The organism is Firmicutes bacterium HGW-Firmicutes-1 (assembly GCA_002841625.1).
In the GTDB taxonomy this organism is placed as follows: Bacteria; Bacillota; Clostridia; order Lachnospirales; family Vallitaleaceae; genus HGW-1.
The window spans coordinates 78813-103760 of the sequence record PHAG01000008.1 but is presented as its reverse complement, the minus strand read 5'-3'; the positions used below and the strand labels follow the sequence as shown (position 1 = coordinate 103760).

The window sequence follows — 24948 nt, the reverse complement described above, 5'->3', positions numbered from 1 at the left end:
CCCCTTCATCTTTTATCTATATCGATACCTTCATACATTCTCACAAATTCTTTCTGCTTAGGTCATGGCGCTTTAGACTTCGAGCTTTAGACTTCGAGCTTCATATCTCCAGGCTTGATCCATTTTTTCTTCCTCATAAATTCCGAAATAATCAGCGTTATAATAGCTGGCAAGATAAAATGTAGCAATACAATCTCAAAAAACAAAATGGTATCAGGTCGACTTCCAGCCATCGTTTGCCATGTCATTAACTGACCTACTAATCCTGAAGTGCCCATACCACCACCTGCTGGATTATTTTGCATTTCAAATACTTTTGTTGCCAACGGTCCTAATATAGCGCTTGTAAGAATTGGTGGTATCCAAATTCTAGGATTTCGAACAATATTCGGTACTTGTAACATGCTCGTGCCCAAACCTTGAGCCAAAAGCCCATTTAATTTGTTTTCTCTATAGCTAATCACTGCAAACCCAACCATTTGTGTTGAACAACCAACTGTTGCCGCCCCTGCTGCAGTACCGCTTAAACCTAAAATAATGGATAGAGCTGCCGAACTTATTGGAAGCGTTAAAATAATGCCCATAATTGTAGATACTAAAATCCCCATAATCACTGGAGCTTGCTCAGTCGTAGCCATAATGAAACTTCCTAGCAAATTCATTAACGAGGAAATCGGTGGCCCAACTAACAAACCCACTGTCCCACCAGTAATAATTGTGACTATGGGTGTTAATACAATATCAAGCTTCGTCTTTCCAGAAATCAAACGACCAATTTCTATTCCTATGACTGCACCAATAAATGCACCTAATGGTTCACCAGGACCACTGAGTACAATGTTTGTCCCTTCAAAGGCAGCTCCACTTATAATTTTGCTCGCATATGCTCCGACCATGCCTGATACCCCTGAAGCATAGATGATCAACGGTGCACTCTTGAACTTATAGGCAACACTAATACCAATCCCAGCCCCAGTGCATATCGTAGCTATCGAGCCTAGCCATACAAGTTGCTTCAGGCCTATTAATGTACCAAATTGTTTTAAAATTAATCCAACGATCAAAGTAGAAAATAAGCCTAGCGCCATACCACTTAAGCCATCAATTAAATACCGATTGGAAAACTTCTTGAGCATTTGTTTTGGATTCATACTTTTCCTCTATATTCTTTCATGTATTTTATCATATCTTTTGACGTGAATATACCATATTGGAAAGCTTAAATCAAGATATGTTTATTCCTTAAACAGGATGGCTTTACTAGTATTTACACTCATAATTTAGGAACTGAATGTCCGCAAAAATGTGAAGGGACAAAATTCTCCAATAATATGTCTATAAATCTACTATCACCTTTTAGTCCTATTGATTTATGATATAGAATAATAGATTTAGATTATTTAACATAATTAACACAGTACGCTGTTAGTCACATAAAAATCACTTTGAAAAGGGGTACAAACATGGATTTAAAAAACATGATATCTTCAGAAGAAAAAATTAGAATTGTACAAGAATTAGTACCTGGTAAGCAAATTACTTTGGCTCATATTATCGCTAGTCCTGATCCCACCATTTACAAAAAACTAGGTCTTAACCCTGATTTAGATTACGCAAGATCCGCCATTGGTATCTTAACCACGAGTCCAAGTGAAGTGTCTGTTATCGCTGGAGATTTAGCAATCAAAACCGCTAATGTAGAATTGGGCTTTATTGATAGATTTAGTGGTACACTCATTATTACAGGTAAGGTTTCCGAAGTAGAAGCCTCCATTCAAGCCATAATAAAATACACCAAAGAGAATCTTGGTTTCACAATATGTGAACTGACAAGAACATAGGGCTAAAATATGAAAAAAATCATTCTAATGGGTAAGAGTGGCTGCGGTAAAACGACTTTAACACAGGCACTTCAGGGCAAAAAAATCCGATATAGAAAAACCCAATATATCAATCATTTTAATGTCATTATAGATACTCCTGGAGAATATGCTGAAAATCATGCCTTGGCAAGAGCTTTAGCACTATTTGCTTATGAAGCCGATATAATAGGGTTCTTAATTAGTTCTACTGAACACTATTCCCTGTATCCTCCCTGTATAGTAGGCCAAGTTACAAGACCAGTCATTGGCATCGTAACGCAAATTGATGCAGAAAAAGCAAATCCTACTCAAGCTGAAGAATGGCTTAGACTAGTAGGCTGTAAGGACATTTTCCATGTGAGTGCATATACAGGTGAGGGGGTCGGTGAAATACTGGAATACTTAAGAGATCAACATGATGTACTTCCATGGGATAGCGAATCAATTTAATCAATCACCCTTTTATCTTTTTTACTAAGCACATTTAAAACCACACAAAGAATCATCAAAATGATTGCAACTATAATTGCACTCATACCAGCCAAAATTCCAAAAGCGTCAGATAATGCACCTGTAATGATTGGCATCATAATGGCACCCGCACCACTTAACATAAGCAAGACTCCCATTGACATAGGATAAGCCTTAAGGATAACCCCAACAGTAGAAATTGTTGTAGGGTAAATACCTGCCATCGAAAACCCTAATCCCATTATAGCGATCGTAATAATCAATAAATCTTGTGTAGAAAGCAATAACAAATAAAAAACAGCAGTTCCTATGCTAGTAGTCAATAGCAATACTTTCTTAGATACTTTATTTCCCAAAAAGGCACAAGTTAGTCTACCTGCAAGAATAACTACCCATAATAATGAAGCAAGTATTTGGGCATATTGAATCGTCATTATATTTGAATCTACAAAGTACTTAACAATCCATCCATTAATGGATGCTTCTGCACATAAATAAAAAAACAAAATTCCAGCGCTAATCCAAAAATACTTATTCCCAAGAAATTGATAGGACATTTTTTTATTGCTCTTATTTTTTGCACTATCCTCTATTTTCATTCTAGAAAATAGATGGATTGAAATAATTGCTAGTAGGATAATAACGCCTGCAGCTAATTTCCAGCCAATATCCCCTCCAATATACGTACATAGAATAACTAAGAAAGGTGCAGATAACGCCCCAACAGCAAAAATACTATGTAAAATATTAAGAGCTACTGGGCTACTGTTTGATACCTCATTTACAACAGTATTGTTAAAATTCGAGATACTACCCCTACTAAGTCCTGTAAATAAAAATCCCAAGATTAATAGTACTGGATTCCCTGTTAATATCATAATCATAAATCCCATTACTACAAAGCTACATAAAAACATAATTGATTTTTTTCTGCCCAAATAAATAGGCAATATTCCTGCGATAAAGCCCGCTATCAAGTTGCCTACCTGGTGGGCAGATAACAATGCACCACTTATTATATTGTTTAGTCCATATTCATTGCTAATGAGTGGTAATATGGAACCTAAAATCATACCATATAACCCGTTAACTGCAAAAACAAAAAAACAACATTTTAGAATGTATTTGCTGTGTTGATCAAGTTGTGCGTAAAATGATTGCTCTTTCAAAATATTATCCTCCTAGTTTGTTAAGATGCTCTATGTCGTCGTTTATTATATCACATTCCAGAAACACTTGAAGAAATTTTATTAAGAAAACAAAATTCTATTGCATCAAAAAATCTCATTAAAGATAACCTTTCTATAAACAAAGTTGGTTTATCTTAAATGAGACCTTGTGAACTTAGCCCGTATGGTGGTACCCAAATGAAATCATTCCTCTAATCTAAAATAAATCCCATTTTTATACTGTGCCATGGAGAAATTCGGTTTATGATCCTCAAATAACTCTGAACTCCCTATAAATAGTGTTCCTCCTGGCCTTAATACATCTTTGATTTTACACATCATTTCTTTTTTTTGTTTGTCCGAAAAATAAATCAAAACATTTCTGAAAAAGATGATGTCAAATCTCTTACTAGGAAAGGATTCCTGAATGAGATTAATTTGTTCAAACCTAACCGCATTCCTAATTTTATCATTTATGCTCCATATCTTTCCGTCGTTTTTAAAATACTCTAATCTATTGGCTTCATCCAACCCACGTTGAATAGAAATATTGTCATATACTCCCATCTTGGCCCTTTGAAGAACGGTACGCGATATATCAGTGGCTAAAATTTCGAAATGACTAAGGTTAAGCTCATGGATGTTATGGTGTTTTAGATAACGGTCAATACTCATGGCAATTGAATATGGTTCCTGACCATAAGAGCAGGCGCCACTCCAAATCCGTACAAGGTCCCGCTTCCCCTCTCTGAACTCGGCTATATAGGTTGGAAGCAATATCTCTTCCATAATAAACCAGGGAGTTCTGTCTCTAAACCAGAAGGTCTCATTCACTGTAATTGCATCTATGATATCGTCAATAAGCTCAGGATTATTCCTATGGCATATTTGGGTATATAATTCCTCAAAACTCCCAAGGCTTGACTTGGATAGGATTTTACTCAGCTTGTTATCAAGCAGGTATGTTTTTTCTTCCTCTAAAAAGATTCCAAATCTATCTTCAATAAGCTTCTGGATCATGCTAATCTCTTTTGATGTCAGTACTTTCCCCACCCTAACGCCCTCCCCGTTCCAGTGCAATCTGATGGATACGAGAAGCAATATCTCCTAGATCAACCACTTCATCTGACAATCCTGCCTCATAAACACACTTGGGCATTCCATACACCACACAAGTACTTTCACTTTGGGTTATGCAGTAACAATTGCAATGCTTCTTTAGTTTAATAATCCCTTGCGTACCATCATTACCCATACCAGTAAGAATTACGACCAAGATATTTTTACCTTCGAAGGAATCAGCGACAGATTGAAAGAGAACATCTGCAGAAGGTTTAACCCCATTCACAAAGCCTTCATCTATTAGGCGAATGACCTTTTCAAATCTTCCACATGCTTCAATGGTCATGTGCAGACCGCCTGGGGCAATCATAATATTTCCATCATTTATAACTTCTTTGTCTTTGCCTTCTGTAATTTGCAAATTGTATTTATCATGCAACTTCTGCGCCATTATATTTGTAAAATCAGGGGGCATATGTTGAACAATCAATATGGGTTTATGAATTTTTGAACCGAACGTACTGAATATAGTATCTAAAGCTACTGGACCTCCCGTTGAAGATGCAATCAAAATCAAATCAATACCACCGAATATTTCGCTTTTCCATGTATTGTTCTCTCTTTTTTGCTGATCCGTAGCGTTAATCATAGTTCCTTCGTTTCTAACTTTCTCTTTGTATTCACTTGGTATACTAATTCTGGAAACATCCGAGAATTTTTTTAATAAAATCTGTGTAAAAAGGTCTTGGAGTTGTGCTTTTAACTCGCCTTGTCTTTTCACCAATTCCTTTTCAGGTAATTTTTGTATAAAATCCATTGCACCTGCTTTAAGTGAATCCAATGTAATTGAAGGGCTTTCCGGATGATCGTTACTCATGATGATAATTTCAATTTCCGGATAACTACTTTTTATCAATTCGAGTAGGTCAAGACCTTCTTTTCTTATAATCATAACATCAATCATTACAACATCAATCACACACTGCTTTAGCCATTCAAGCGCAATGCTTCCATCGGAAGTTGCTCGCTCTACAACACCGTACCGCGTTGCATTGATGACTTCAAGCATAGCCATTCTTGTTATGACAGAACTATCCACTAACAATATCTTCAGGCTTTTCAAAAAACATCCCCCCATTATGATATGTTCTCAAGTAACATGCAGCGCAACGAATTATCCCTCAATATTTCTTTGATCTTTAAATATCTTTGTAGGATCTATTATGATTAAAAGTTCATTTTCAAGTTTAACAATACTACTGATAAATTCACCCTCGACCCCACCAACATTAGCAGGTGGCAGTTCACATTCCTCTTGATCAATATCTATTACATCACCTGGATGGTCTATTAAAAATCCCACCTGATCAGGATCCTTTGGAGATTTCAAGATAATACACGTATGCGCTTTTTGAATATTTTCACTTTCCAGATTAATAAGATTTGCTAAGTTAAAGAGTGTTACTACCTGTCCTCGCATATTTAAAAATCCAACGATATACTGCTGTGATCCCGGTACGACTGAAAAATCCACATTTCTGTTGATTTCCTTCACCAAAGTTACATCAATACCCAGGAGACTTTCACAAAGATAAAATGTAAGTACCTTCATCTTCATACCTCTACACTCCTTTTTTGTATAGCCTGCTCAAGAATATCAAGTAGTTTTTGCCTATCCAATTTAAACTCATAGGCATCAAATCCAGCTTTCATGCCCTCTTTTATCTGTGATTCACCTGTTAGAGATGTGATGGCTATTACTGGCAAGTGGTTCAAAGCAGGATTTGCACGAATTTTTCTAACAAGCTCCAAACCATTCATTATAGGCATGACGATATCACTTACAACCGCATCAACTTTTTCAGTTTGTAAAAATTCCATAGCTTCTTTACCATTCTCTGACAAATGCACATTGTATCCCGCATCTTCAAGATAACTTTTTTCAAGTTTTTGAAAGAATGGCGTATCTTCTACTAGAAGGATGTTCATTTTCACACCTTTCTTTATTGTGGTTTCAACTTTGTAATGTTCTGGATTGGCTTTCTCAAAAAGCTCATAAATATTTACCAACAAAATAATAGTATTGTTTAAAATGGTAGATCCAATCAATCCCTTCTCCGTAATATTGTCATCCTGCTTGATATGAACTACCGCCTGAACTGTGTCCTGAATTTTTTCAATGAGAATTCCCATAGGATGGCCTACTAATTTAGGAATGATGACATAATATTTACTTTTCAGACTTTTTTGATTGGTTATGGGAATAAAATCTTCGGGTCTGACTACCCTAAGAGATTCTCCTCTGAATTTGATATATTCCTTGTCTCCTATTTTGTCAATGTCTTCCGCTTTAATCTCCTCAACCCTGGACACCATAGCCATATTAAGGGCCAATGTTTCAGGTCCCGAGCATTGAAACAGAAGAAGATTCTGAGTCTCTCTCATATTTTCACTTTCCAAGGTCACATCTTTGAGATTTTTTTCATCCATTCCATCAAAATAATGTAGATTTGCTTTTTCAATAATTCCGCTTGGATCCAAAATCATAGATGTCTTTCCATCTCCAAGGATGGTTACCCCTGAATAGCACTTACAATCTTTGACATAGACTGGTAAGGTTTTAACAAGAATTTCTTCACTACCATGAATGGCATCTACCGCAAGTCCAAGCCGCCTAGATCCAATTTTGATAACGAGAATTCTTACAATATTAATATTATTTAATTGTCGGCGATCACCAATCTCACGCAGATCATTTTCTTTGGGAACAGTTTGCTGATTGACGCGCCTTGAATGAAACAGGTTTCTTCTTTTTTCCTCGACCCTTTCACCCGTATTCTGGTCAATAAAAGTTCTCTCCATTCCTAAAACTTCTGAAAGGTGAACAATAGGCAATAGTTTGTCTCGGAGTCGTAATACTTCTGCATTATTGATATACTCAATTCTTCTTGCGGGATCACTTGCTTTAATACGTACAATCTCCTGCAGGTTCACCTGAGGTAGTGCAAATTTCTGATTTTCAGACTCCACAATTAAAGATGGAATAATTGCAAGTGTTAGGGGTAATAAAAGTCGAAATGTCGTTCCAACATGTAGAACGGTAAATATCTCGATAGTCCCACCTAGCTTTTCAATATTGGTTTTTACTACATCCATTCCAACGCCTCTGCCCGAAATGTCTGTTACGATCTCAGCAGTTGAAAATCCTGGTTTGAAGAGCAATTTAAGTATGTCCTGATCACCCATTGTAGCTATATCAAACTTATCTACAAAACCCTTCGAAAGTGCCTTTTCTTTTATATATTCAATATCAATTCCCTTACCATCATCAATAATATCGATATTCACATAGCCACCTTCGTGATATGCCTTTAATGTGACTGAGCCTACCCTTTTCTTTCCTTGCTTCTCTCTGGCATCAGGTAATTCTAAGCCATGGTCTACTGCATTTCTTATAAGATGGGTTAGCGGGTCTCCTAACGCTTCGATAATAGATTTGTCAAGTTCAACGTCGATCCCTTCCATTTCCAGATGAATATCCTTACCAAGCTTTTTAGACAATTCTCGGATAATCCTTGGGAATTTATTGAAAACAATAGCTATGGGTTGCATCCTTGTCTGCATAATTTTTTCCTGCAGATTGGTGGTGATATGATTGATGTTTTGAAAAATGGGCTCAATTCCTGGAATACTCTTTCTATGGCTATCAATTGATCTAAGCAATTGATTCTTGGCAAGTACCATTTCACTAGCCAAATTTAATAAATCGTTAAGCAGCATGACATTTACACGAATACTGTCTTCTGGAACAATCGACTGTCCCTTATTTGTATGTACTTCCTTATCACCTTCTTCATGTGCAACCACTACTACATTTTCCACAGGAACCTGCGTTGGTGGTTCCTCCTTTCCCATTTCCACTGGTTTTTCTTCTTCCTCCAGCGGATTCATTTCGCAGATATCTTCTTCTGACAAATTAAGTGCCATAGACAATAAATCCTTTTCTAGGACAGTTGTAAATAAAAACTCTAGACCTACATCCTGTGTTTCATCGCCTGAGTCCAACAATCCTTCCATATCTACTGAGCAGTCGATAACCGTGCCATAAGAACCAACCTGTTGTATAAACTGAATCAACGTAATGTCATTTTGAATCAAATCCTTTTCAAGGCTTTTCTTTATTCGATATATTTTATGTCCTCGCCCAACTGAATCCTGAATTTTTTGTTTTTTCACTTCTGTTGCCGCAAAAACACTACTACCCAAAGTATTTGGGGCAGAATTAACAGTTTTTGTAAGCTCTACTTTTTCTGAAAACTGACCCGACAAAATAGTTGATAGTTTATCCAGAAATTCCGAAATCTCAACCTCTTCACTACTTTTCACATCATCCACCATGGTTTTCATACAATCATTGGCAGACAATAAAATATCAATCATTCCATCATTGATTTTCATCTTTCCCGAACGGATTTCACCAAAGATATTTTCCATAGAATGAGAAAGCTTCACGATTTTTGTAAGATCCAAAAATCCTGATGTTCCTTTAATACTATGCACCGCACGAAAAATGTTATTAATGGCTTCATCATTTACATTACTTAAATCTAATTGCATCAGTTCGGTTTCAACCGTTTCAACATGAACCCTAGCTTCCTCAACAAAACTTTGCACAAAATCATTATCATCCAGCATACTAATGAATCAACTCCCCTGTTTATTTTCCCTTATACAACTGAAAGTTCAGAAGCTGTTGATGCCAGATCCTTGATGCCTACAGCAGCTTCGGCGATACTTTTTGCAGCATTTTGCGAGCTAACAGCAATGTCCCTAGTCTTTTCTGTGATCAGGTTAACCTTTTCAGCTGCAGTGACTGCTGCACCTGAAATATTTCCTGAAACCGCCGACTGCTCTGATACCGCTGCAGCAATGGTGTTTGTAATGCTTGTCATCTCATCGATGACCTCTATTATAGTCCCCATAGCACTCACTACATCAGCCATATTATTTTGCATGACTTCAATCTGTTGTCCAATTTCTTCTGTAGAATCTGCGGTTTGTCTTGCCAATTCTTTTACTTCACCTGCAACAACAGCAAATCCCTTGCCGGCTTCTCCAGCACCGGCTGCTTCGATTGCAGCATTCAGTGCCAGCATATTTGTTTGGTCGGCAATCTCGTTTATTACCTTTACAATTTTTCCAATCTGCTTGGATGAGGTATTCAAGGTATCAATAATTCTGTTGGTATCTTTAGCTTTTTCCTCTGCATCAGTCGTTATGTTTTTAGAACGCTCGCAATTATGACTGATCTCATTAAGTGAAATATTAATCTCCTTCATAGCCAAAACCACACTATTTACAGACGAAGAAACATCCTTTGTAAAATTGGATACGTTGTTCGTATTATCAGCAATTCCACCCATAATCGAATTTATTTCTTCTATTCCAGACGAGGTTTTTGTCGAAGCTGCTGCCAGTTTCTTGATAATGGTCTCTATTTCCTCTGATTTTTTAAGTCTTTCTTCACTTAACATTTTAACTTCTTCTAATGCATTGTTCATTTCGCTGTTTTTGGCTTCCAAGGTGTTATTGTTCAATTCCAAATGCTCTCTCTCCAGATTAATTTCACTCTTGTTATAATAAATACAGCTAGAAATGTCATTTAATCCGTTAAAAATAGCCTCTACCATTTCGTGGCAGGTATTGAATCCACATGCCGAACAGTTCAATTCTTTTTCTCGCTTTGTAACTTTATGCATCTTGGTAAAAATTTCATCGTATTGTGCATCTGTAGGTACTTTCAAGGACTCTATTCTCAAATTAGTATTGTATTTCCTTGTAAAGTCATCCAGTTTAAGTGTTTTATCAAATTGTTGGTAAAGCCAGTCTATTTTTCTTGTGACCAATTTTCCACCCTTATCACTCAGTTTTTCTACCTTTAATTTGTTCAATCTAAAATCCGAATCATCTATTGTAATGTTTTTCGAGGTGGCTGTACCAAGACTACATCCATGTGGACAGTTTAAAATATCCACCAACAGTGGGACAGGTTCATTGTTTTTTAATCTGTCACTATATTCATCCAGATAGCTATAAGCATGCTCTTGACCTTCTACTTGTCTGATCCATGCATTCTTCACCTTGACTTCCACATTTTCACGAAGTCCCCCTGGTCTACTAAACAAGCAGCCTAGACTACAACCAATATCCTCAAATTCAGCTTTTTGGTAGTTAGCCAGGTTTATTTTATTCTTCTCCATATAGTCAGTCAATTTTTTAAAAGTTAAATTGTATTTAACATAATCGTTGGTATTCGAATCATTAATTTCATTTATTTTACCAATACAAGGAGATAAAAAGGCTATATCACTAAAAACATTTGCATATCGTTTCAGGTACACTGCTGTACAAGTCATTGGACTGTGAATTGGTGCTAGCCTTGGAATAAGTTCAGGCTTATATTTTTCTATATAGCTAACAATTGCTGGACATGGCTGAGCAACTACCGTTGATAAATTCATATCCTTAATCACCTTTAAATAGGCCCATGTAGTGATGTCTGCTCCGAAGGATACATCATAAATTACGTCCACGCCTTTTGACTTGAGAAATCCAAACAAGTTTTCATAATCTACGAAATTCACTCTGACAGAAGGTGCTACAACTACTGATATTTTTTTACCTCTTCCCAAATCTTCAAAAAATATTTCAGTATCATCCATAAAATCTCTGGCCTCATGGCTACATACTTCAATACATTTTCCGCACAAAATACACTTTTCCGAATTTATCTTTACTTTGTTTTCGCCCTCTAATAAGTAGGAGGCATTCGCACCCACTACCAAACAATTTCTTATACACTTGTTACAACCTACACATTTTTCCTCATTAACAAAAATAACATTTTCCATTGAATTTCAACCTCCTCTAAGTCAGTTTAATTTTGACACTATAATCACCATATGATTTGACAGAATTAGAACAACTTACTCTTGACACTACCCTTCGTCATATCTTAAATTTCTTGGTAAGTGCCTCCAGTTTCTGTGCAACCTCCGAAAGGTCCTTAGCTGAATTGTTAGTTTGAATAGAAGTATGAGTGATTTCCCCTGTTGTCACACTAATCTCTTGCATATTTTGAAAAATTTCATTCGTGCCTTTCGAAATTTCATGCGTCACTTTTGTTATTTCCTCAATCTTTACATAAGATTTTTCTACATTTTTAACCACGACACCCAAATCACTAGATAGATCCCTTGAAGCATTTGCAATATTCTTAACACTATTTGATGTTTCACCTAAGACCATCGTTACATTTCCAGTATTGGATGCAATTTCGACCATGTCCTTTGTTATATGACTAGACTTCTCTGCTGCTTTTAGTACAGCACTTGAAATATTCCCTGTAATTGCTGTCTGCTCGGTTACTGCCGCCGCAATCGTGTTTGTGATGGCAGTGATTTCTTCAATTACAGAATTAAAGGTTCCAACTGATTTGACAGCTCCCGTCATATTTTTCTGCATAGCTTCAATCTGCTCACTTATTTCCTCTGTGGCTTCAGCGGTTTGTTTCGCCAGTTCCTTTACTTCATTGGCGACCACTGCAAAGCCTTTTCCCGCTTCCCCTGCACCTGCTGCTTCAATAGCAGCGTTCAGCGCAAGCATATTGGTTTGATCCGCAATATCATTAATCACATTTACTATTTTACCAATTTGTTTGGAGGATTCATTGAGTTTGGCAATGATTGAATTTGTATCTTTAGCGTTTATTTCCGCATCGTTAGTGATATGTATAGATCGCTCGCAATTTTTACTGATCTCATTGAGAGAAATACTAATTTCCTTTACCGCTGTTGCAACACTGTTGACTGATAAGGATACTTCCTTGGCTGAATCAGAGACGCTATTGATGCTTCCCGAAATCTCAATCGAAATATCGGCCACATGTTCTACAGCTATAGATGTTTGCCCAGAAATAGCCGCCAAATTAACAGCCGTATCTGACATATTCACTACTGAAGAGGTCATCACCTGCATATTCCCACTGACCTCTGATAAGGCAGATGCCGTTTCTTCCAAATTTGTGGCAATACCCTCAATGGTGAACTTAACGATTACAGTTTTATCATTCGTCTCTTTGCTGGTATCTGCCATATTACCTGAAATAAGGGATAAATCATCAGAAGATTTATTCAAGGTCTGGGTTGTTGAATATATATTTTTCATTACAGCTTGAATTTCATCCGTAAATTGATTAAAATACCGTTCTATTTCACCAATTTCTCTTCTGGATAGCTTTATAATTTTACTGGTCAAGTCATGTTCTGTTACGATTTTTTTTAGAACATTAATAAATTTCGTAGCAGGCTTAACATACAAGAGATAATTCTTTGAACTGGCCAAAATTACGATGAATATGGCAATCATTGTATTGGATATAACATACGGTAGCATTGTATGTTTGCTGATTCCAATACCCAAGCCCACGAGATATGATATACCTGCGGCACATGGAATAACAATTAGAAGTGTATTACGAATATATCCAAACCATGTTATGGAATTTGAGCTTTTTCTTTTCTTATACAATTTTTTTCCCTCCTCGTGTCAAAAGTTTTAGTTGTTCTTTCTGTACAGCATATTGTGTATGGACGTATTAACCATCACAATATGCTGTACAGAATTAGAACAACTTACTTTTGACACCACACAATATTTTTATGTAACATACACACGAACCTCACTCAAGGGCAGTTTGCTTAATCTTTAAAAGTAAATCTTCTGGGTTAAAGGGTTTTAATAGATAATTTGCAGCACCAGCCTGTATTGCTTTATTGATATTGCTTTTTTCTGCTTCAGTGGTGATCATGATTACAGGTATATGCTTATATGTATTATTTTTTTTCACCTCTTTTAAAAAATCAAATCCATTCATTACTGGCATATTCCAATCAGATAAAATCAGTTTCGTGTTACTACTTTCCTTGGTTAGTACCAAAAGTGCCTCTTTCCCATCAGAAGCCCCTAGAAATTCAAACCCAGCGGATTCAACTGTACGTTGGACAATCTTTTTTATTACCGAAGAATCGTCTACAAATAGAATTTTATTGCTCATATTCATTCCACCTTTAATTAAATTTTTATCTCTTTATATGTACTTCAAAGGTACCAAATTAATTCCTTGTCATCTTCCTGACCAAAGTAGATACCCAAATTCCTATCATTACAACGCCAAGCACCATTTCAATAGCGGATACGATGAGACTCCCTCCAATCGGAAGAACATTTCCGTAACCAACGGTACAGAATGTCACCAGACTAAAATGATACCACATAATCAAATTATCAATTGTTGGAAAAAGATTTCCTAGGGTTGGTTGAAAAGCAAATACTTCATTGTTAACATTTACACCAAATATCATATATAAGGTTCCACATACCAGCACCAAGGTCATCGAAGTCATAAGACCGTAGGAAGGTCTTTCTCCATAACCACAGGCGATAAGACTTATAATGGATTTGAACTTCGCAAAGCCTTCCAGCTGTCTAATTCCTGTCGTCTGACTCAAAAAAAAGTACTCACCGCTAAAGTCCATTATTTTATTGTTTTCAAATAATTCACTGAAGGCATAGTAGACTTCAATGGCATCTCTAACCTCTCTTTTCTCTTTTTTATTGTAGCAGATATAATCTAAAAACGTTTTTCGATCCACTTTCGTCTTTTTATCCAGATCATCTACATAAAATTCTATGAATTTAGGATTGATAATTCTAGTGCTTTTTAGATTGCATCCGCGTATTTGCGTAGTATCAAAGCTACAATCTAGAAAAATCGCATCGTACATATTTACATTTTCAAAATAGGAAAAGTAGAATTGGGTTTTATTAAAAATAATCGAAGACACATCACAATTAAAAAATTTCACGGTAAATTCACAACTTTCAAATAATGAAGGCATGTCCTCTATGCTTTTTTTCCCAAGCGAACGACTTACGAAACTACAATTTCTAAATACTAAAACCATTCCAAGTGTATAACATTCAATAAAATCACACCCAACAAAGGAACAATTTTCAAAGGATATGTTACTGAAACCACACATAGAAAAGCTACAGTAATAAAAGCAAACTCCTGAAATCTTGATTAAATCATCTTCGCTAACTGCTTTGCCTTTGCCAAAGGTTATATCGCTAAATGTTGTTAGTTTATACTCATTTTTAGTCAGCTCAAAATAACCGTCGGTACAATTCATATCATTGGACTCAACAGTCTCTGGGGTAATGTTTTGATCTTGCGATAGTGTTTTTAAGTAATCGGTACAAAACGTCTTGTTTTCAGCTTTTCTTTGACTGGCGATTTCCCTAATTGTTTTTCCCATTGTCTTAATATTAAGTTTTTGCATTGTCAAATCCTTTCATGACTACCAGATTTTCTCTACAATGTTACAAAACCTCCGCCTTACATTCGGTTAAATTAAATTTAACTTCTCATTCTATTTTTTGTAATAGCCGCAGAAACTGTTCCTATTTGTCAATGTTACAAAACCTCCGCATTCGGTTAAAATAGAATCAAAAGCTAAAATTAAAATCATCCTCAGTAAATGTCTTTATTTGAAGAATTTGAAGGATTTCACACTTATATACTGAATATAATATAGATATCGCAAAGTAAAATTTGGACCCTTTCCTCACAAAACAGCTGTTTGAGATTATGTTGTTTTATCTTTACAGCGTTTAATCTTGAATTAAAAAAATATAAAAAGTAGGTGATATTCTATGGATAATGGGTTGTATTCTGTTTTGACCACCTGTCCTATTTGTGAAAAAAGTTTTAATGTCGTTAAGGTAAAGTCTTCTGCTTTTAAGTTGGATCGAGTAGATGAAGATTTCTGTATGCACTACAAAGAAATAAATCCTTTACTATACGATCCCTGGATTTGCGAACACTGTGGATATGCTGGGTACGAGTCAAATTTTGCTGCCCTATCAGGTCCGGAAATTGAAGCGCTAAAAAAATTATGTTTGGATAAATTTACCCAAGATCCTAGTAAAAATCCTTTTGAATTAGCGGAGTTCCATAAAAAAGTCTATAAGTATCTTGACTCACTAAATAGTAATGGAGAAAGAGATCTTCTCACAGCATTAGAAGCTTTTGAAATACTAATCTTAGCTTTAGAGGCTCGAAATGCTCCTTCTAGTTTAAAAGCTAAGACGTTGATGAGAATAGGATGGATCTACCGATTTATGGAAAATCCAAAGGAGCTGGAATATTTGAAAGAAGCTGCAAATTGTTTTATTAACGCTTATCAAATGGAACCCCTTCCAATTGGAAAATTTGATTATGTTACATGTGCTTATTTAATAGGTGAATTGAACCGTAGAGCAGGTAATTTAAAAGAAGCTATGCATTGGTTTGGTCAGGTTCTACGATTACCACAAACTTCGGAAACTTCAAAGATTTTCGAAAACACTCGCGATCAAATACAGCTTGTTAAAAGATCTCCTGGCTATGCTAGTTTGAAATAGGAGCCCTAAAAATACATTCCACCCCCCTGAAAGAAAGAAAGCTCTCAGGGAGGCAACCATTGAAGCTTTCCTTACAGAAAGAAAACTCCTGCTAGCATTTCAAAATGACTGTCTTTAAATTTTTTAACAATACCTATTGGTCTCGTTTTGGCTCCTATAAAATGGTTAGCTCCCACAAACACAAATGGAGTGGTAAGTTGATAGTGTTCACCCGTAGCTATAATTGCTGTTTTCAGCCTTCCAGCTATCATGTTTGTAATTTCCATTACCGTATCATAAACTTCCACATCAACCATCTTATCATATTTGATTCCCAATAAAGATTTAACGATTTCAGCCGCAGCCATTTTCGAAAAGGTTAATGTCAATACAACATCTCTTGTTCCCTGTAGCACCATTATTCCTGTTATAAAACTGGGATATTCTTTTTCATTTTCTTCACTTGCATTTTGAACAGTTAGATTCAAATTAGATGTTGAATTCATAATATCTTTTATGACTTTAGCGAATTGATTTCCAAATTCTATTCCTTTTATTTCGCCTATATTCATGAATCTAATCTCTCCTTATACACTGATTGATTTTTTTTGTTAGCTCTTCGTTGGTAAACGGTTTTAGGATATAGTTACTCACTCCTTGTTGCACAGCTTTTACTATACTTTCTCTTTCCGCTTCCGTTGTCACCATAATAATAGGGATATTATGATATAGGACATTACTTTTAACCTTCTGCAAAAATTCCATCCCATTCATGCCCGGCATATTCCAATCAAGTAAAATAAGACCTATATTGTGAATTTCGTTGTTGAGAACTTGTAGTCCATTTGCGCCCTCTGATGCTTCTAACAATTCATAGCCTAATGCCTCAACATGACTTTTAATTATCTTTCTCATTGTTAAAGAATCGTCAACTGAAAGTATCTTATTTCTAGTTCCCATGAGTCTACATCCTTTCTTTTTTACAAGAAGAGCTTATTTCTCTTACGCGTTTTACGCAGCATACTTATAAGGCATGGAAAGTTCTTCTTAACTTTCCTAATGCATAAAAAAGTGACTTCTGCCATTCTCATAATATTTTCAACTAATAACTTCGGTTATTGTGCAAAAACTACAACAATAAATAACTAATTCATTTACAACTTTTAATTTTTAATACTCTTAAACTAAATAATAGCACATTAAAACAAAAAAAGGAACAATATTTTTCATAAAACCCGTATGAATTTTGTATATAAATACAAATAAATGTCGTCTCCAAATACATATATAAAAACCTCGGTCTCTTGCTTTTACAGTTGTCACTTATTATATTTCCACTCACCTTTTGGAGTATTTTTAAGAATATAATAAAAAAGTTAAAAAGTTAGATTAATCATTTTACAAAATATTTCTTAACCTTTGAAAAATGATAAAAACACTTCCTCAACTTTGGTAGGAAGTGCTTTTATATAGGGAGTTTTTTATTTATTTTCTATTATTTTGATATTTATAACTTTTTTATTTCCTCATAAATCGCATCATTAGATATTCCACCATAGAATGCCATTTTACCGTTTATTTTTGTATACGGTATTGGAAATTGCTTTTCAAGGAGACCTAATACATCGTCATGCTCATCCAAATCGTCTTCAAGAATATCAATGAACTTAAATTCAATATCCTCCATTTTTGGAGTTATAAACTCCGTTAATTCTTGAAACATTTCTCCCATCGTTGGTGTTGGTCCACATCCAGAATCTCCACAGCTGCAGCCACATCCACTTTCTGCTGGAGCCTCATCCTTCAATCCAAATACAGTTACTTCCACTTTGTTACTCATGTTCTTTCCCTCCAAATATGTTTTCTGACATTTTAGTTAACATTGCAATGCCTCTGATCTCTTTTTCTTGCATTGGTACTTTTAGAATCTTAGCATTAGCAAATTGTTCATGAATTTCTTTTAAATATTTTTGTTGCATATTCCTACGATTTTCAAAAAACGGTGTAATTGCTTGTTCTTCCGGAATAATAAGATTAGCAACAACAAGCTGTGTGTTAACACCCACTGTTCTTAATTCTTCAGAGGCTCTATACGCTTCTATAATTGGTGTTTTTTCTGGATACATAACAAATCCAAAGGTTGTTTCTTCTTTATTTTTCATCATTTCGATGACTTTGTCAAATCTTTCTTTTTGAATTTTATCAGCTTCGCTAATTTTCGTTGAAAGTCCTGCTTTTAGTTGTATTTGTTTACTCCAGTCCATTGGTAGTTCTAACAATCTAAGTGTATGACCTGTAGGTGCGGTATCAAATACAATAACTTCAAATTCATCCCCACCTACATATTCCATAAACTTTTGGAAAGATGCCATTTCCTCGGTACAAGGTGAATCTAATTCCTCTTCCATTGCTTTAATAGTACCTGCTTCAAAGTTTTTTCTAGCATCCACTAATATGGATTCTTTGTAATCTTCTGTGGCTTTCTTTTGATCAATTTTAACTGCGTATAGATTTTTTACGCCGTCAATCTCTGTTACTTCATCAGATACTGGTTTATCTAATACATTACCAATATGAGCTGCTGGATCGGTTGTCATTAGCAAAGTCTTAAAACCTTTTTTTGCTGTTTGAACAGCGGTAAGACATGCTAAAGAAGTTTTTCCTACACCACCTTTTCCAGAGAAAAATATGTGTTTTCTCTTACCCTTTACAGGATATATAAGTGTTGCAAGATCTAATTCAGAATCATTCATTTGCAAGTCATTTTTTACCGAGTTTATTGTTGGCACTTTAACCTCAGAATCACCTTTCTCTGTAGGATCAACGTTTGTATAATTCTCCTTGAATAACTTACTTCCACTTTTTCTAAACATTGGTATACCTTTTAACTCGCCATCAAATAATTCCATAGTTTGAATTGTAAGATTATGAAATGTCTCTTTCGCTTTTTTAAGGTATTCACTTTGCATCTCATATCTAGCCTTAAAGAAAGGATTAATGGCTTCTTCTTTCGGTATAAATCCATTGATAATAATTCTTGTAGTAGTTATCCCAATCTGTGCAAGTTCGTTAGAAGCTCTAATTGTTTCTTGAAAAGAAGTCTGTTCTGGTTGCATTACAAATACAAAATCAGTTTGCTCTGGGTCTCTAAGCTTTGCAACTGCATCATCATACTTTTGCTTGCTTTCTTGAATCAATGCAACTGGGCCCATACAAGTTTGCCCGCTACCTTTTGAACTATCTTCAATATGCCTGCTCCAATCAACCGGAAGCTCCAACAGTCTGATTGTGTGCCCTGTAGGTGCTGTATCAAAAATAATGATATCATAATTATCATCATCCATGAAATCAATAAATTTATCAAAGGAAGCCATTTCTTCGGTACAAGGACCACTTAATTGTTCTTCTGCAATTTTCAACATCTCTTCATCGAAAAGCTCTCTCATTGGTTCTAGCGATCTTTCCTTGTATTCCTTCGTTGATTGATCAGGATCAATCTCCATCGCATACAAATTATTTATACCAGTAATCTTTGTTATATTATGTCCAATTTCTTGTTCAAATACATCTGATAAATTAGCTGCTGGATCCGTCGTTACTATCATTGTTTTCTTTCCAGTGTCTGCATAATGAACTGCAGTTGTACATGCCATGGATGTTTTGCCTACTCCGCCTTTGCCTGAAAAGAAAATAAATTCCGTTTTGTTAGGCATTTATTTTTTCCTCCAATTCTTCTAATGTCGGATATTCACCAACTTTGATGATTTCTCCATTTAATGTCGTAATAGGAAGAACTGACTTGCCCTCTTTCTTTACCTTTTCAAAAACGCTTGTGTTTTCTTTGAATTTTAAAGGCTGTTGAGTAATCATATATCTTTCAATCTGAATATCCTTATACTTTGTCTTAAGTGCATCTATGTTTTGACCTAATTTAACAAGGTTCTCGTCAACACTTGGGCCACAAAGTCCTGTGGAACAACACATTGGTGGATCATAAAACTCTATTATCATAATATATCTCCTTCATGCTTATAATTGAATTTAAGCATATAATAGTCAAATAAATAAGTAGGATTTCCTACTCATATACTATTATATTCTTTTTGGGTTATTTGGATACATAAAATTCATTGTCTTTGATAAATGATTCTTTAAATTCCACAAAAGTGCAACTACTCTTTTTATATTTAGAAAGGATTTCAATATCTTTCATATATTCTTTGCTCTTCTTGCTCTCATTTTGTAGAAACTCATATAGCAAAGGATATTGATTGATAAAATTACTATCCATTTCATAATAAACCCATTGTGCTTTTTTATAGGAAGCAATCAAGCCCATGCTTTTTAATTTACTCAGATGTCTTGATACATTAGATTGGGTCATATTCAATACCATCTCAACCTCACATACACAAAGCTCTTCATTAATTAATAAATTCAAAATTCTAAGTCTATTTTCATCACCTAATGCTTTAAATAATTCAGATAAAATCAATTTAGATAGCCTCCTTCGTATATGAGTGAACTCGATTATACTAATATATTACCTCTTTAAGATTTATTTGTCAAGCCATTTATGGTAATTCGCTTATCAAAATATATTCTAGCACCTAATACAGCTAATAGAAGTCCAGTTATCATTAATAGAATTTCTATTTTTATCAAATCTGCAATAGGACCAAAAAATGCCATTCCTAAAGGCATAACAGCAGTTATAACGATTTGAGTTAAACCAAAAACTCTCCCCTGCATATCTTGCTCAATTTCCTCTTGTAGAAATACTGTAATCGCTGAGCTAAAGAAAGGTACAACAGTGCCACTCAAAAACATAAAAAACAGATAGATAAAAAAGGTATTTGATAGCCCTAAAGCAAGCGTCAGAACGCCAAAAATAGTACAAGAAAACGCAATTGTATGGATACGATTTTTCAAACCTCCCCATAAGGAAATAGCAATTCCACCGAGTATTGAGCCCGAAAAAAATACGACCTCATTCGCTGTAAGTCTCCAAACTTCATCACCGAAGGAGCGCGCCACCATCAAAGGTGTTAAGAACGCAACTGGAACCAGTAAAAAGAAAAATAGCGCATAAAACCATAAAAGCTCTTTGATAAAATGATTATCTTGAACATACTTTAGTCCTTCTTTTAGATCATCAAAATAACCAGTGGTTTGTATTTGCGAAGCTTTTTTGTGTGGAGAAACCTTCAAAAGAATCATAATGAAAACCGCAATACAAGCAGTTACAACATCAATAAATAAGGTTGTCTCAAATTTTGATGTTGCAAGTAACGCACCACTAACAATCGGCGAGATCAACATAATTGACGACCCGATACTACTGTTAATTCCGTTAACCTTCATCAACTTTTTCTCTGGAACAATCTGAGGTAAAAAGGCGTTCACAGCTGGTGATTGAATTCCGGTTCCTATAGACCTTATGCCTGATATCAAGAATAATTGCCACAGACTTCCATATCCAAGTAAAAAGAGAATGGCTAATACAAAGGTTGAAGAAGCTATTAAAATATCTGATAAAATAATCAGAAGCTTTCTATTGTATCTATCTGCCCAAACCCCAGCAAATAATGATATCAGTAATTGAGGCAAAAAGGCGCATACTGTTGATATCGTCATCATCACTCCAGATTTTGTTGTAAGGGTGATATGCCAAATGATAGCAAATTGAACCAATGCCGAGCCAAACAAAGAGATTGTTTGACCCGACAAAAAGAGTACAACATTCTTCTTCCAACCGTTGAATTCATCTGTAGTGTTTTGTCCTAAGGGATTCTTTTCATTCGTATCTATATTCGTTTCATCTCGTTGTAACATACATCCTCCAATATAAAGCAAGTGTAATATTTCACTATTATTACGAACAGGTACATCCAATATTCTTCAAATCGTTTGTATCGCCCACATATTCTATTGCACTTAAAGGGCATAAATTCCCACAACCATGACATCCTTGAATGCATCCATCTGGATTAATTACTTTTGGTTTAAACACTTCTTTTTCATAAACGCCCTGTCTGCATAGATTAATACATGCCCCACATTCTTTGCATAAACTATAATCTATTACAGGATACCACATTTTCGACATATTTTATCCTCCAAATTCTTTACGCCTTCCATATAAAATATAAGGCAAGTATAATTAATAAAACTCCACTCATTTTTTCTATCTTACTTTGATATTTTGAAATAGTTTTTAAGTTGTTCAGTAAGCCTGTAAAAGTACCAACGATTAGCAGCGGGATGCTTCTTCCTATCGCATATGTAAACATCATAAGCATTCCAATAAATGCACTTTGTGTTGTTGCCGAATAAGCCAATACTGAAGCAGTGATCGGCATTGTACACGGAGATGCAGATATCCCAAAAGGAATTCCCAGAACAAATGCCCCTAAAATGCCACTTCCTTTATTAGGAATATGAGCCTCTAATCTATGACCGCACTTATTTCTACTAAAATCAATTACCTTTAACATCCATAATCCCATGATAATCAATATACCACTCATAATGTAATTAATGATATTGCTCCTCAGAAAGGCATTTCCTAACATACCAGCAAACATACCAAGTATTGTCAACATAAATGCAATACCAAGTACAAACGCAAGGGATAGAATAAAAGCTTTCTTTTTAGACGTACTTTGTTTACCACTTACATAAGCAACTGTAAAAGCTACTGTTGGCAATGTACAAGGACTTAATCCACTAATTAGCCCAGTGAAAAAGACAATCAATAATGCAGCTATTATATTCATATCAGAACTAAGACTCACTGTCAACCACCTCATTCATTACTATTTTAACTTTTTCAAGGTCAAAGGGGCCTTCAATCACCTGAACTTTCTCACCTTTTTTATCGCATATAAGTATTGAAGGTAATGTTGAAACTCCATAATCATTTGCAATTTTTATAAGCACTTCCTTTTCTTCTTCACTTGTAATAAGTCCAGTATTAATAAGCAGTGATTCGAATTCATCTTCATACTCTGTCATCAATTGTGAAACATTGGTATTGTATTCGTCAAAAAACTTCTTCGTGCTTTCACAACAATCCCCTTCATATGAAAAAATGATTAAAGTTGGTTTTGATTGACTATTGATATAGTCAAATTGCTCCTCGAGATTCGTTTTAGATAAATCTTTGTCCTTATCTTCAGTTTGTTTTGAGATGACCACACTCTGCTCTTGCTCTTTGTCTTTCCCGATAATATTTTTTATTAAAAATGTTGATATTACTAGCAATATAACAACTCCAATAATCACCCAGCTTTTCTTGTTCAAATAAATTCCCCCTATTAATTAATTTGTTTTACTCTATTTATACTAAACAAAACCCACTCATTATGTCATGGTGGGTTTTGTTTAGTAATAACTTAAGGTTAGTAACACCACTTTTTAGCATTCAATGTTACAAAACCTCCGCATTCGCTACGGTTTCGTTACCGAATGCAATCTTGACTTGCACATCAGTGGGGCTCGAATCCCCACCGATGTTGGAATTAGTTCACCCACTTAAGAAGTGGGGGAACTAATTCCATTCGGTTAAATTAACAACTCTTTAATTTCTTCTGGTGAAGGAACTCTTCCCATCACCTTAACCGTACCATCTACAACAAGAGCTGGTGTTCTCATAACACCATATCCAATAATTTCCTTCATGTCTGTTACTTTTTCAATTGTCGCATCAAGATTTAACGCTTTCACTGCTTTTTGTGTGTTTTCTTCTAATACCTTACAGTTCTTACAACCCGGTCCTAAAACTTTGATTTCCATAAAAAGTACCTCCTTAGAATTTTAATGTAGTATAAAATTAAACATATAACCCACAACAATGATTGCAGTTCCTGTAATCCCTACAAAAATGGCAAGTAGCTTTGGCTTAATTACCTTGCGTAGGAGAATCATGGCAGGCAAGGATAATGCTGCTACAGCCATCATAAAAGAAAGCGCTGTACCTATACCCATACCTTTTGCAATCAATGCTTCCGCTATTGGTATCGTTCCTATAACATCGCCATATAAAGGAATCCCAACTGCCACACCAACCAGTACAGCAAATGGATTACCCGGTCCCGCATATTTGCTAAGAATATCAGCTGGTGCCCATCCATGAATAGCGGCGCCTAAACCAATTCCAATTAACAAATATAACCATACATGCTTTACAATTGCTTTAACCTCATTAATAGAAAAATCAACACGTTGTTTTTTTGTCATGGTTTCTATAACAACTTCACCCATTGACATCTCGTATACATAACCTTCTACTTCACCTTCAAGCTTTAACTTACCAATAACAATCCCACCTACTATTCCAATCAAAACACCCATAGCAATATATAGAGCTGCCACTTTCCATCCAAATGCCGCTAAAAGAACAATAATTGCTCCTTGATTAATTAATGGAGAGGTGATTAAAAATGAAAAGGTTACTCCTAGTGGAATACCACTTTCAACGAAGCCAATAAAAATCGGAACTGAGGAACATGAACAAAATGGTGTTACTGTTCCAAGTAATGAAGCCATAATATTACCTTTTATTCCACTGAACTTTTCGAGAATTTTCTTTGTTCTCTCTGGTGGAAAATAACTACGAACATATGATATAACAAAAATCATAATACTCAATAACATTAAAATTTTGATGACATCATATATAAAGAAATGCACTGATGATCCTAAATTCGTATCCATTGACAATTTAAATACATTTTCTACAAGCTTTTCTACTAAATAATATAACCACTCAAACTTTAAAATACTAGTAAATACACTCCAAATTCCATTAAAAAAATTAAGCATAGTTTATACACCTTCCTTGTTTCGTTTACCATTGAATCTCCGGCTAGTTATCT

The 24948-nt window shown here is 35.2% G+C and carries 25 protein-coding genes; 3 read left to right on the top strand and 22 right to left on the bottom strand.

Annotated features, from left to right (window positions below; genetic code table 11):
• Nucleotides 1–86: 86 nt before the first annotated feature.
• Nucleotides 87–1151 carry a PTS sugar transporter subunit IIC gene (locus tag CVU84_10160; protein PKM94425.1) on the bottom strand — a complete coding sequence of 355 codons (1065 nt, stop codon included), beginning with the start codon at nt 1149–1151 and terminating at the stop codon, nt 87–89.
• Nucleotides 1152–1463: 312 nt separating this feature from the next.
• Here CVU84_10160 and CVU84_10155 point away from each other — a divergent pair, with 312 nt between their 5' ends.
• A complete protein-coding gene (locus tag CVU84_10155; protein ID PKM94424.1) occupies nt 1464–1841 on the top strand; it encodes a propanediol utilization protein in 378 nt (125 codons plus the stop codon).
• Between the two features lie 9 nt (nt 1842–1850).
• Nucleotides 1851–2312: an ethanolamine utilization protein EutP gene (locus CVU84_10150; protein PKM94423.1), complete on the top strand. Its 462-nt coding sequence runs from the start codon at nt 1851–1853 to the stop codon at nt 2310–2312.
• Here the strand turns inward: CVU84_10150 and CVU84_10145 are convergent.
• From CVU84_10145 to CVU84_10105, 9 genes are all read right to left on the bottom strand, one after another.
• Nucleotides 2309–3502: an MFS transporter gene (locus CVU84_10145; GenBank protein PKM94422.1), complete on the bottom strand. Its 1194-nt coding sequence runs from the start codon at nt 3500–3502 to the stop codon at nt 2309–2311. The genes CVU84_10150 and CVU84_10145 overlap by 4 nt on opposite strands.
• Before the next feature lie 204 nt (nt 3503–3706).
• Nucleotides 3707–4555: a chemotaxis protein CheR gene (locus CVU84_10140; protein PKM94421.1), complete on the bottom strand. Its 849-nt coding sequence runs from the start codon at nt 4553–4555 to the stop codon at nt 3707–3709.
• A gap of 1 nt (nt 4556) precedes the next feature.
• Nucleotides 4557–5702: a chemotaxis response regulator protein-glutamate methylesterase gene (locus CVU84_10135; protein PKM94420.1), complete on the bottom strand. Its 1146-nt coding sequence runs from the start codon at nt 5700–5702 to the stop codon at nt 4557–4559.
• A gap of 36 nt (nt 5703–5738) precedes the next feature.
• Nucleotides 5739–6182, bottom strand: coding sequence for a chemotaxis protein CheW (locus tag CVU84_10130; GenBank protein PKM94419.1), 444 nt, complete (start codon nt 6180–6182; stop codon nt 5739–5741).
• A complete protein-coding gene (locus tag CVU84_10125) occupies nt 6179–9259 on the bottom strand; it encodes an ATP-binding protein (protein ID PKM94418.1) in 3081 nt (1026 codons plus the stop codon). The genes CVU84_10130 and CVU84_10125 overlap by 4 nt, the downstream gene beginning before the upstream one ends.
• Before the next feature lie 32 nt (nt 9260–9291).
• Nucleotides 9292–11475, bottom strand: coding sequence for a transcriptional regulator (locus CVU84_10120; protein ID PKM94417.1), 2184 nt, complete (start codon nt 11473–11475; stop codon nt 9292–9294).
• Between the two features lie 97 nt (nt 11476–11572).
• Nucleotides 11573–13153 carry a methyl-accepting chemotaxis protein gene (locus CVU84_10115; GenBank protein ID PKM94416.1) on the bottom strand — a complete coding sequence of 527 codons (1581 nt, stop codon included), beginning with the start codon at nt 13151–13153 and terminating at the stop codon, nt 11573–11575.
• A gap of 151 nt (nt 13154–13304) precedes the next feature.
• Nucleotides 13305–13679 carry a response regulator gene (locus CVU84_10110; GenBank protein PKM94415.1) on the bottom strand — a complete coding sequence of 125 codons (375 nt, stop codon included), beginning with the start codon at nt 13677–13679 and terminating at the stop codon, nt 13305–13307.
• Nucleotides 13680–13737: 58 nt separating this feature from the next.
• A complete protein-coding gene (locus tag CVU84_10105) occupies nt 13738–14967 on the bottom strand; it encodes a hypothetical protein (GenBank protein PKM94414.1) in 1230 nt (409 codons plus the stop codon).
• Nucleotides 14968–15340: 373 nt separating this feature from the next.
• On the opposite strand from CVU84_10105, the gene CVU84_10100 reads away from it, so the two are divergent.
• On the top strand, nt 15341–16090 hold the full coding sequence (locus CVU84_10100; GenBank protein ID PKM94413.1) for a hypothetical protein: 750 nt from the start codon (nt 15341–15343) through the stop codon (nt 16088–16090).
• Between the two features lie 71 nt (nt 16091–16161).
• Here the strand turns inward: CVU84_10100 and CVU84_10095 are convergent, their stop codons facing one another.
• The 12 genes from CVU84_10095 to CVU84_10040 form a co-directional block, all read right to left on the bottom strand.
• Entirely contained in the window at nt 16162–16641 is a 480-nt protein-coding gene (locus CVU84_10095) for a hypothetical protein (protein ID PKM94412.1), read from the bottom strand.
• A gap of 4 nt (nt 16642–16645) precedes the next feature.
• Entirely contained in the window at nt 16646–17029 is a 384-nt protein-coding gene (locus CVU84_10090; GenBank protein ID PKM94411.1) for a response regulator, read from the bottom strand.
• Between the two features lie 547 nt (nt 17030–17576).
• Nucleotides 17577–17801 (bottom strand): hypothetical protein, encoded by a 225-nt coding sequence (locus CVU84_10085; GenBank protein PKM94592.1) that lies wholly within the window; start codon nt 17799–17801, stop codon nt 17577–17579.
• A gap of 100 nt (nt 17802–17901) precedes the next feature.
• Complete coding sequence (locus CVU84_10080; GenBank protein PKM94410.1) at nt 17902–19782, bottom strand: arsenic-transporting ATPase; 1881 nt, start codon at nt 19780–19782, stop codon at nt 17902–17904.
• Entirely contained in the window at nt 19775–20080 is a 306-nt protein-coding gene (locus CVU84_10075; GenBank protein PKM94409.1) for an arsenical resistance operon transcriptional repressor ArsD, read from the bottom strand. Before CVU84_10075 ends, CVU84_10080 begins: the two co-directional genes overlap by 8 nt.
• A 97-nt stretch (nt 20081–20177) precedes the next feature.
• Entirely contained in the window at nt 20178–20564 is a 387-nt protein-coding gene (locus tag CVU84_10070) for a transcriptional regulator (GenBank protein ID PKM94408.1), read from the bottom strand.
• Between the two features lie 56 nt (nt 20565–20620).
• Complete coding sequence (locus tag CVU84_10065; GenBank protein PKM94407.1) at nt 20621–21904, bottom strand: MFS transporter; 1284 nt, start codon at nt 21902–21904, stop codon at nt 20621–20623.
• 40 nt (nt 21905–21944) lie between these two features.
• The gene (locus CVU84_10060; GenBank protein ID PKM94406.1) at nt 21945–22178 is read right to left on the bottom strand and encodes a 4Fe-4S ferredoxin; all 234 of its coding nucleotides are present in this window, start codon (nt 22176–22178) and stop codon (nt 21945–21947) included.
• Between the two features lie 19 nt (nt 22179–22197).
• A complete protein-coding gene (locus CVU84_10055; GenBank protein PKM94405.1) occupies nt 22198–22881 on the bottom strand; it encodes a hypothetical protein in 684 nt (227 codons plus the stop codon).
• Nucleotides 22856–23374: a hypothetical protein gene (locus tag CVU84_10050; protein ID PKM94404.1), complete on the bottom strand. Its 519-nt coding sequence runs from the start codon at nt 23372–23374 to the stop codon at nt 22856–22858. Before CVU84_10050 ends, CVU84_10055 begins: the two co-directional genes overlap by 26 nt.
• A 261-nt stretch (nt 23375–23635) precedes the next feature.
• Nucleotides 23636–23866 (bottom strand): redox-active disulfide protein 2, encoded by a 231-nt coding sequence (locus tag CVU84_10045; protein ID PKM94403.1) that lies wholly within the window; start codon nt 23864–23866, stop codon nt 23636–23638.
• A gap of 21 nt (nt 23867–23887) precedes the next feature.
• Complete coding sequence (locus CVU84_10040) at nt 23888–24895, bottom strand: hypothetical protein (GenBank protein ID PKM94402.1); 1008 nt, start codon at nt 24893–24895, stop codon at nt 23888–23890.
• Nucleotides 24896–24948: the final 53 nt, after the last annotated feature.

What these genes read in the sequence shown, in the direction of transcription:
- CVU84_10045 (PKM94403.1), bottom strand. Translation starts at nt 23,866, where the DNA reads ATGGAAATCAAAGTTTTAGGACCGGGTTGTAAGAACTGTAAGGTATTA.
- CVU84_10095 (PKM94412.1), bottom strand. Translation starts at nt 16,641, where the DNA reads ATGAATATAGGCGAAATAAAAGGAATAGAATTTGGAAATCAATTCGCT.
- CVU84_10080 (PKM94410.1), bottom strand. Translation starts at nt 19,782, where the DNA reads ATGCCTAACAAAACGGAATTTATTTTCTTTTCAGGCAAAGGCGGAGTA.
- CVU84_10100 (PKM94413.1), top strand. Translation starts at nt 15,341, where the DNA reads ATGGATAATGGGTTGTATTCTGTTTTGACCACCTGTCCTATTTGTGAA.
- CVU84_10110 (PKM94415.1), bottom strand. Translation starts at nt 13,679, where the DNA reads ATGAGCAATAAAATTCTATTTGTAGACGATTCTTCGGTAATAAAAAAG.
- CVU84_10130 (PKM94419.1), bottom strand. Translation starts at nt 6,182, where the DNA reads ATGAAGATGAAGGTACTTACATTTTATCTTTGTGAAAGTCTCCTGGGT.
- CVU84_10135 (PKM94420.1), bottom strand. Translation starts at nt 5,702, where the DNA reads ATGGGGGGATGTTTTTTGAAAAGCCTGAAGATATTGTTAGTGGATAGT.
- CVU84_10090 (PKM94411.1), bottom strand. Translation starts at nt 17,029, where the DNA reads ATGGGAACTAGAAATAAGATACTTTCAGTTGACGATTCTTTAACAATG.
- CVU84_10105 (PKM94414.1), bottom strand. Translation starts at nt 14,967, where the DNA reads ATGCAAAAACTTAATATTAAGACAATGGGAAAAACAATTAGGGAAATC.
- CVU84_10125 (PKM94418.1), bottom strand. Translation starts at nt 9,259, where the DNA reads ATGCTGGATGATAATGATTTTGTGCAAAGTTTTGTTGAGGAAGCTAGG.
- CVU84_10060 (PKM94406.1), bottom strand. Translation starts at nt 22,178, where the DNA reads ATGTCGAAAATGTGGTATCCTGTAATAGATTATAGTTTATGCAAAGAA.
- CVU84_10085 (PKM94592.1), bottom strand. Translation starts at nt 17,801, where the DNA reads ATGGGAGAAATGTTTCAAGAATTAACGGAGTTTATAACTCCAAAAATG.
- CVU84_10155 (PKM94424.1), top strand. Translation starts at nt 1,464, where the DNA reads ATGGATTTAAAAAACATGATATCTTCAGAAGAAAAAATTAGAATTGTA.
- CVU84_10075 (PKM94409.1), bottom strand. Translation starts at nt 20,080, where the DNA reads ATGATAATAGAGTTTTATGATCCACCAATGTGTTGTTCCACAGGACTT.
- CVU84_10055 (PKM94405.1), bottom strand. Translation starts at nt 22,881, where the DNA reads ATGAGGTGGTTGACAGTGAGTCTTAGTTCTGATATGAATATAATAGCT.
- CVU84_10065 (PKM94407.1), bottom strand. Translation starts at nt 21,904, where the DNA reads ATGTTACAACGAGATGAAACGAATATAGATACGAATGAAAAGAATCCC.
- CVU84_10040 (PKM94402.1), bottom strand. Translation starts at nt 24,895, where the DNA reads ATGCTTAATTTTTTTAATGGAATTTGGAGTGTATTTACTAGTATTTTA.
- CVU84_10160 (PKM94425.1), bottom strand. Translation starts at nt 1,151, where the DNA reads ATGAATCCAAAACAAATGCTCAAGAAGTTTTCCAATCGGTATTTAATT.
- CVU84_10150 (PKM94423.1), top strand. Translation starts at nt 1,851, where the DNA reads ATGAAAAAAATCATTCTAATGGGTAAGAGTGGCTGCGGTAAAACGACT.
- CVU84_10120 (PKM94417.1), bottom strand. Translation starts at nt 11,475, where the DNA reads ATGGAAAATGTTATTTTTGTTAATGAGGAAAAATGTGTAGGTTGTAAC.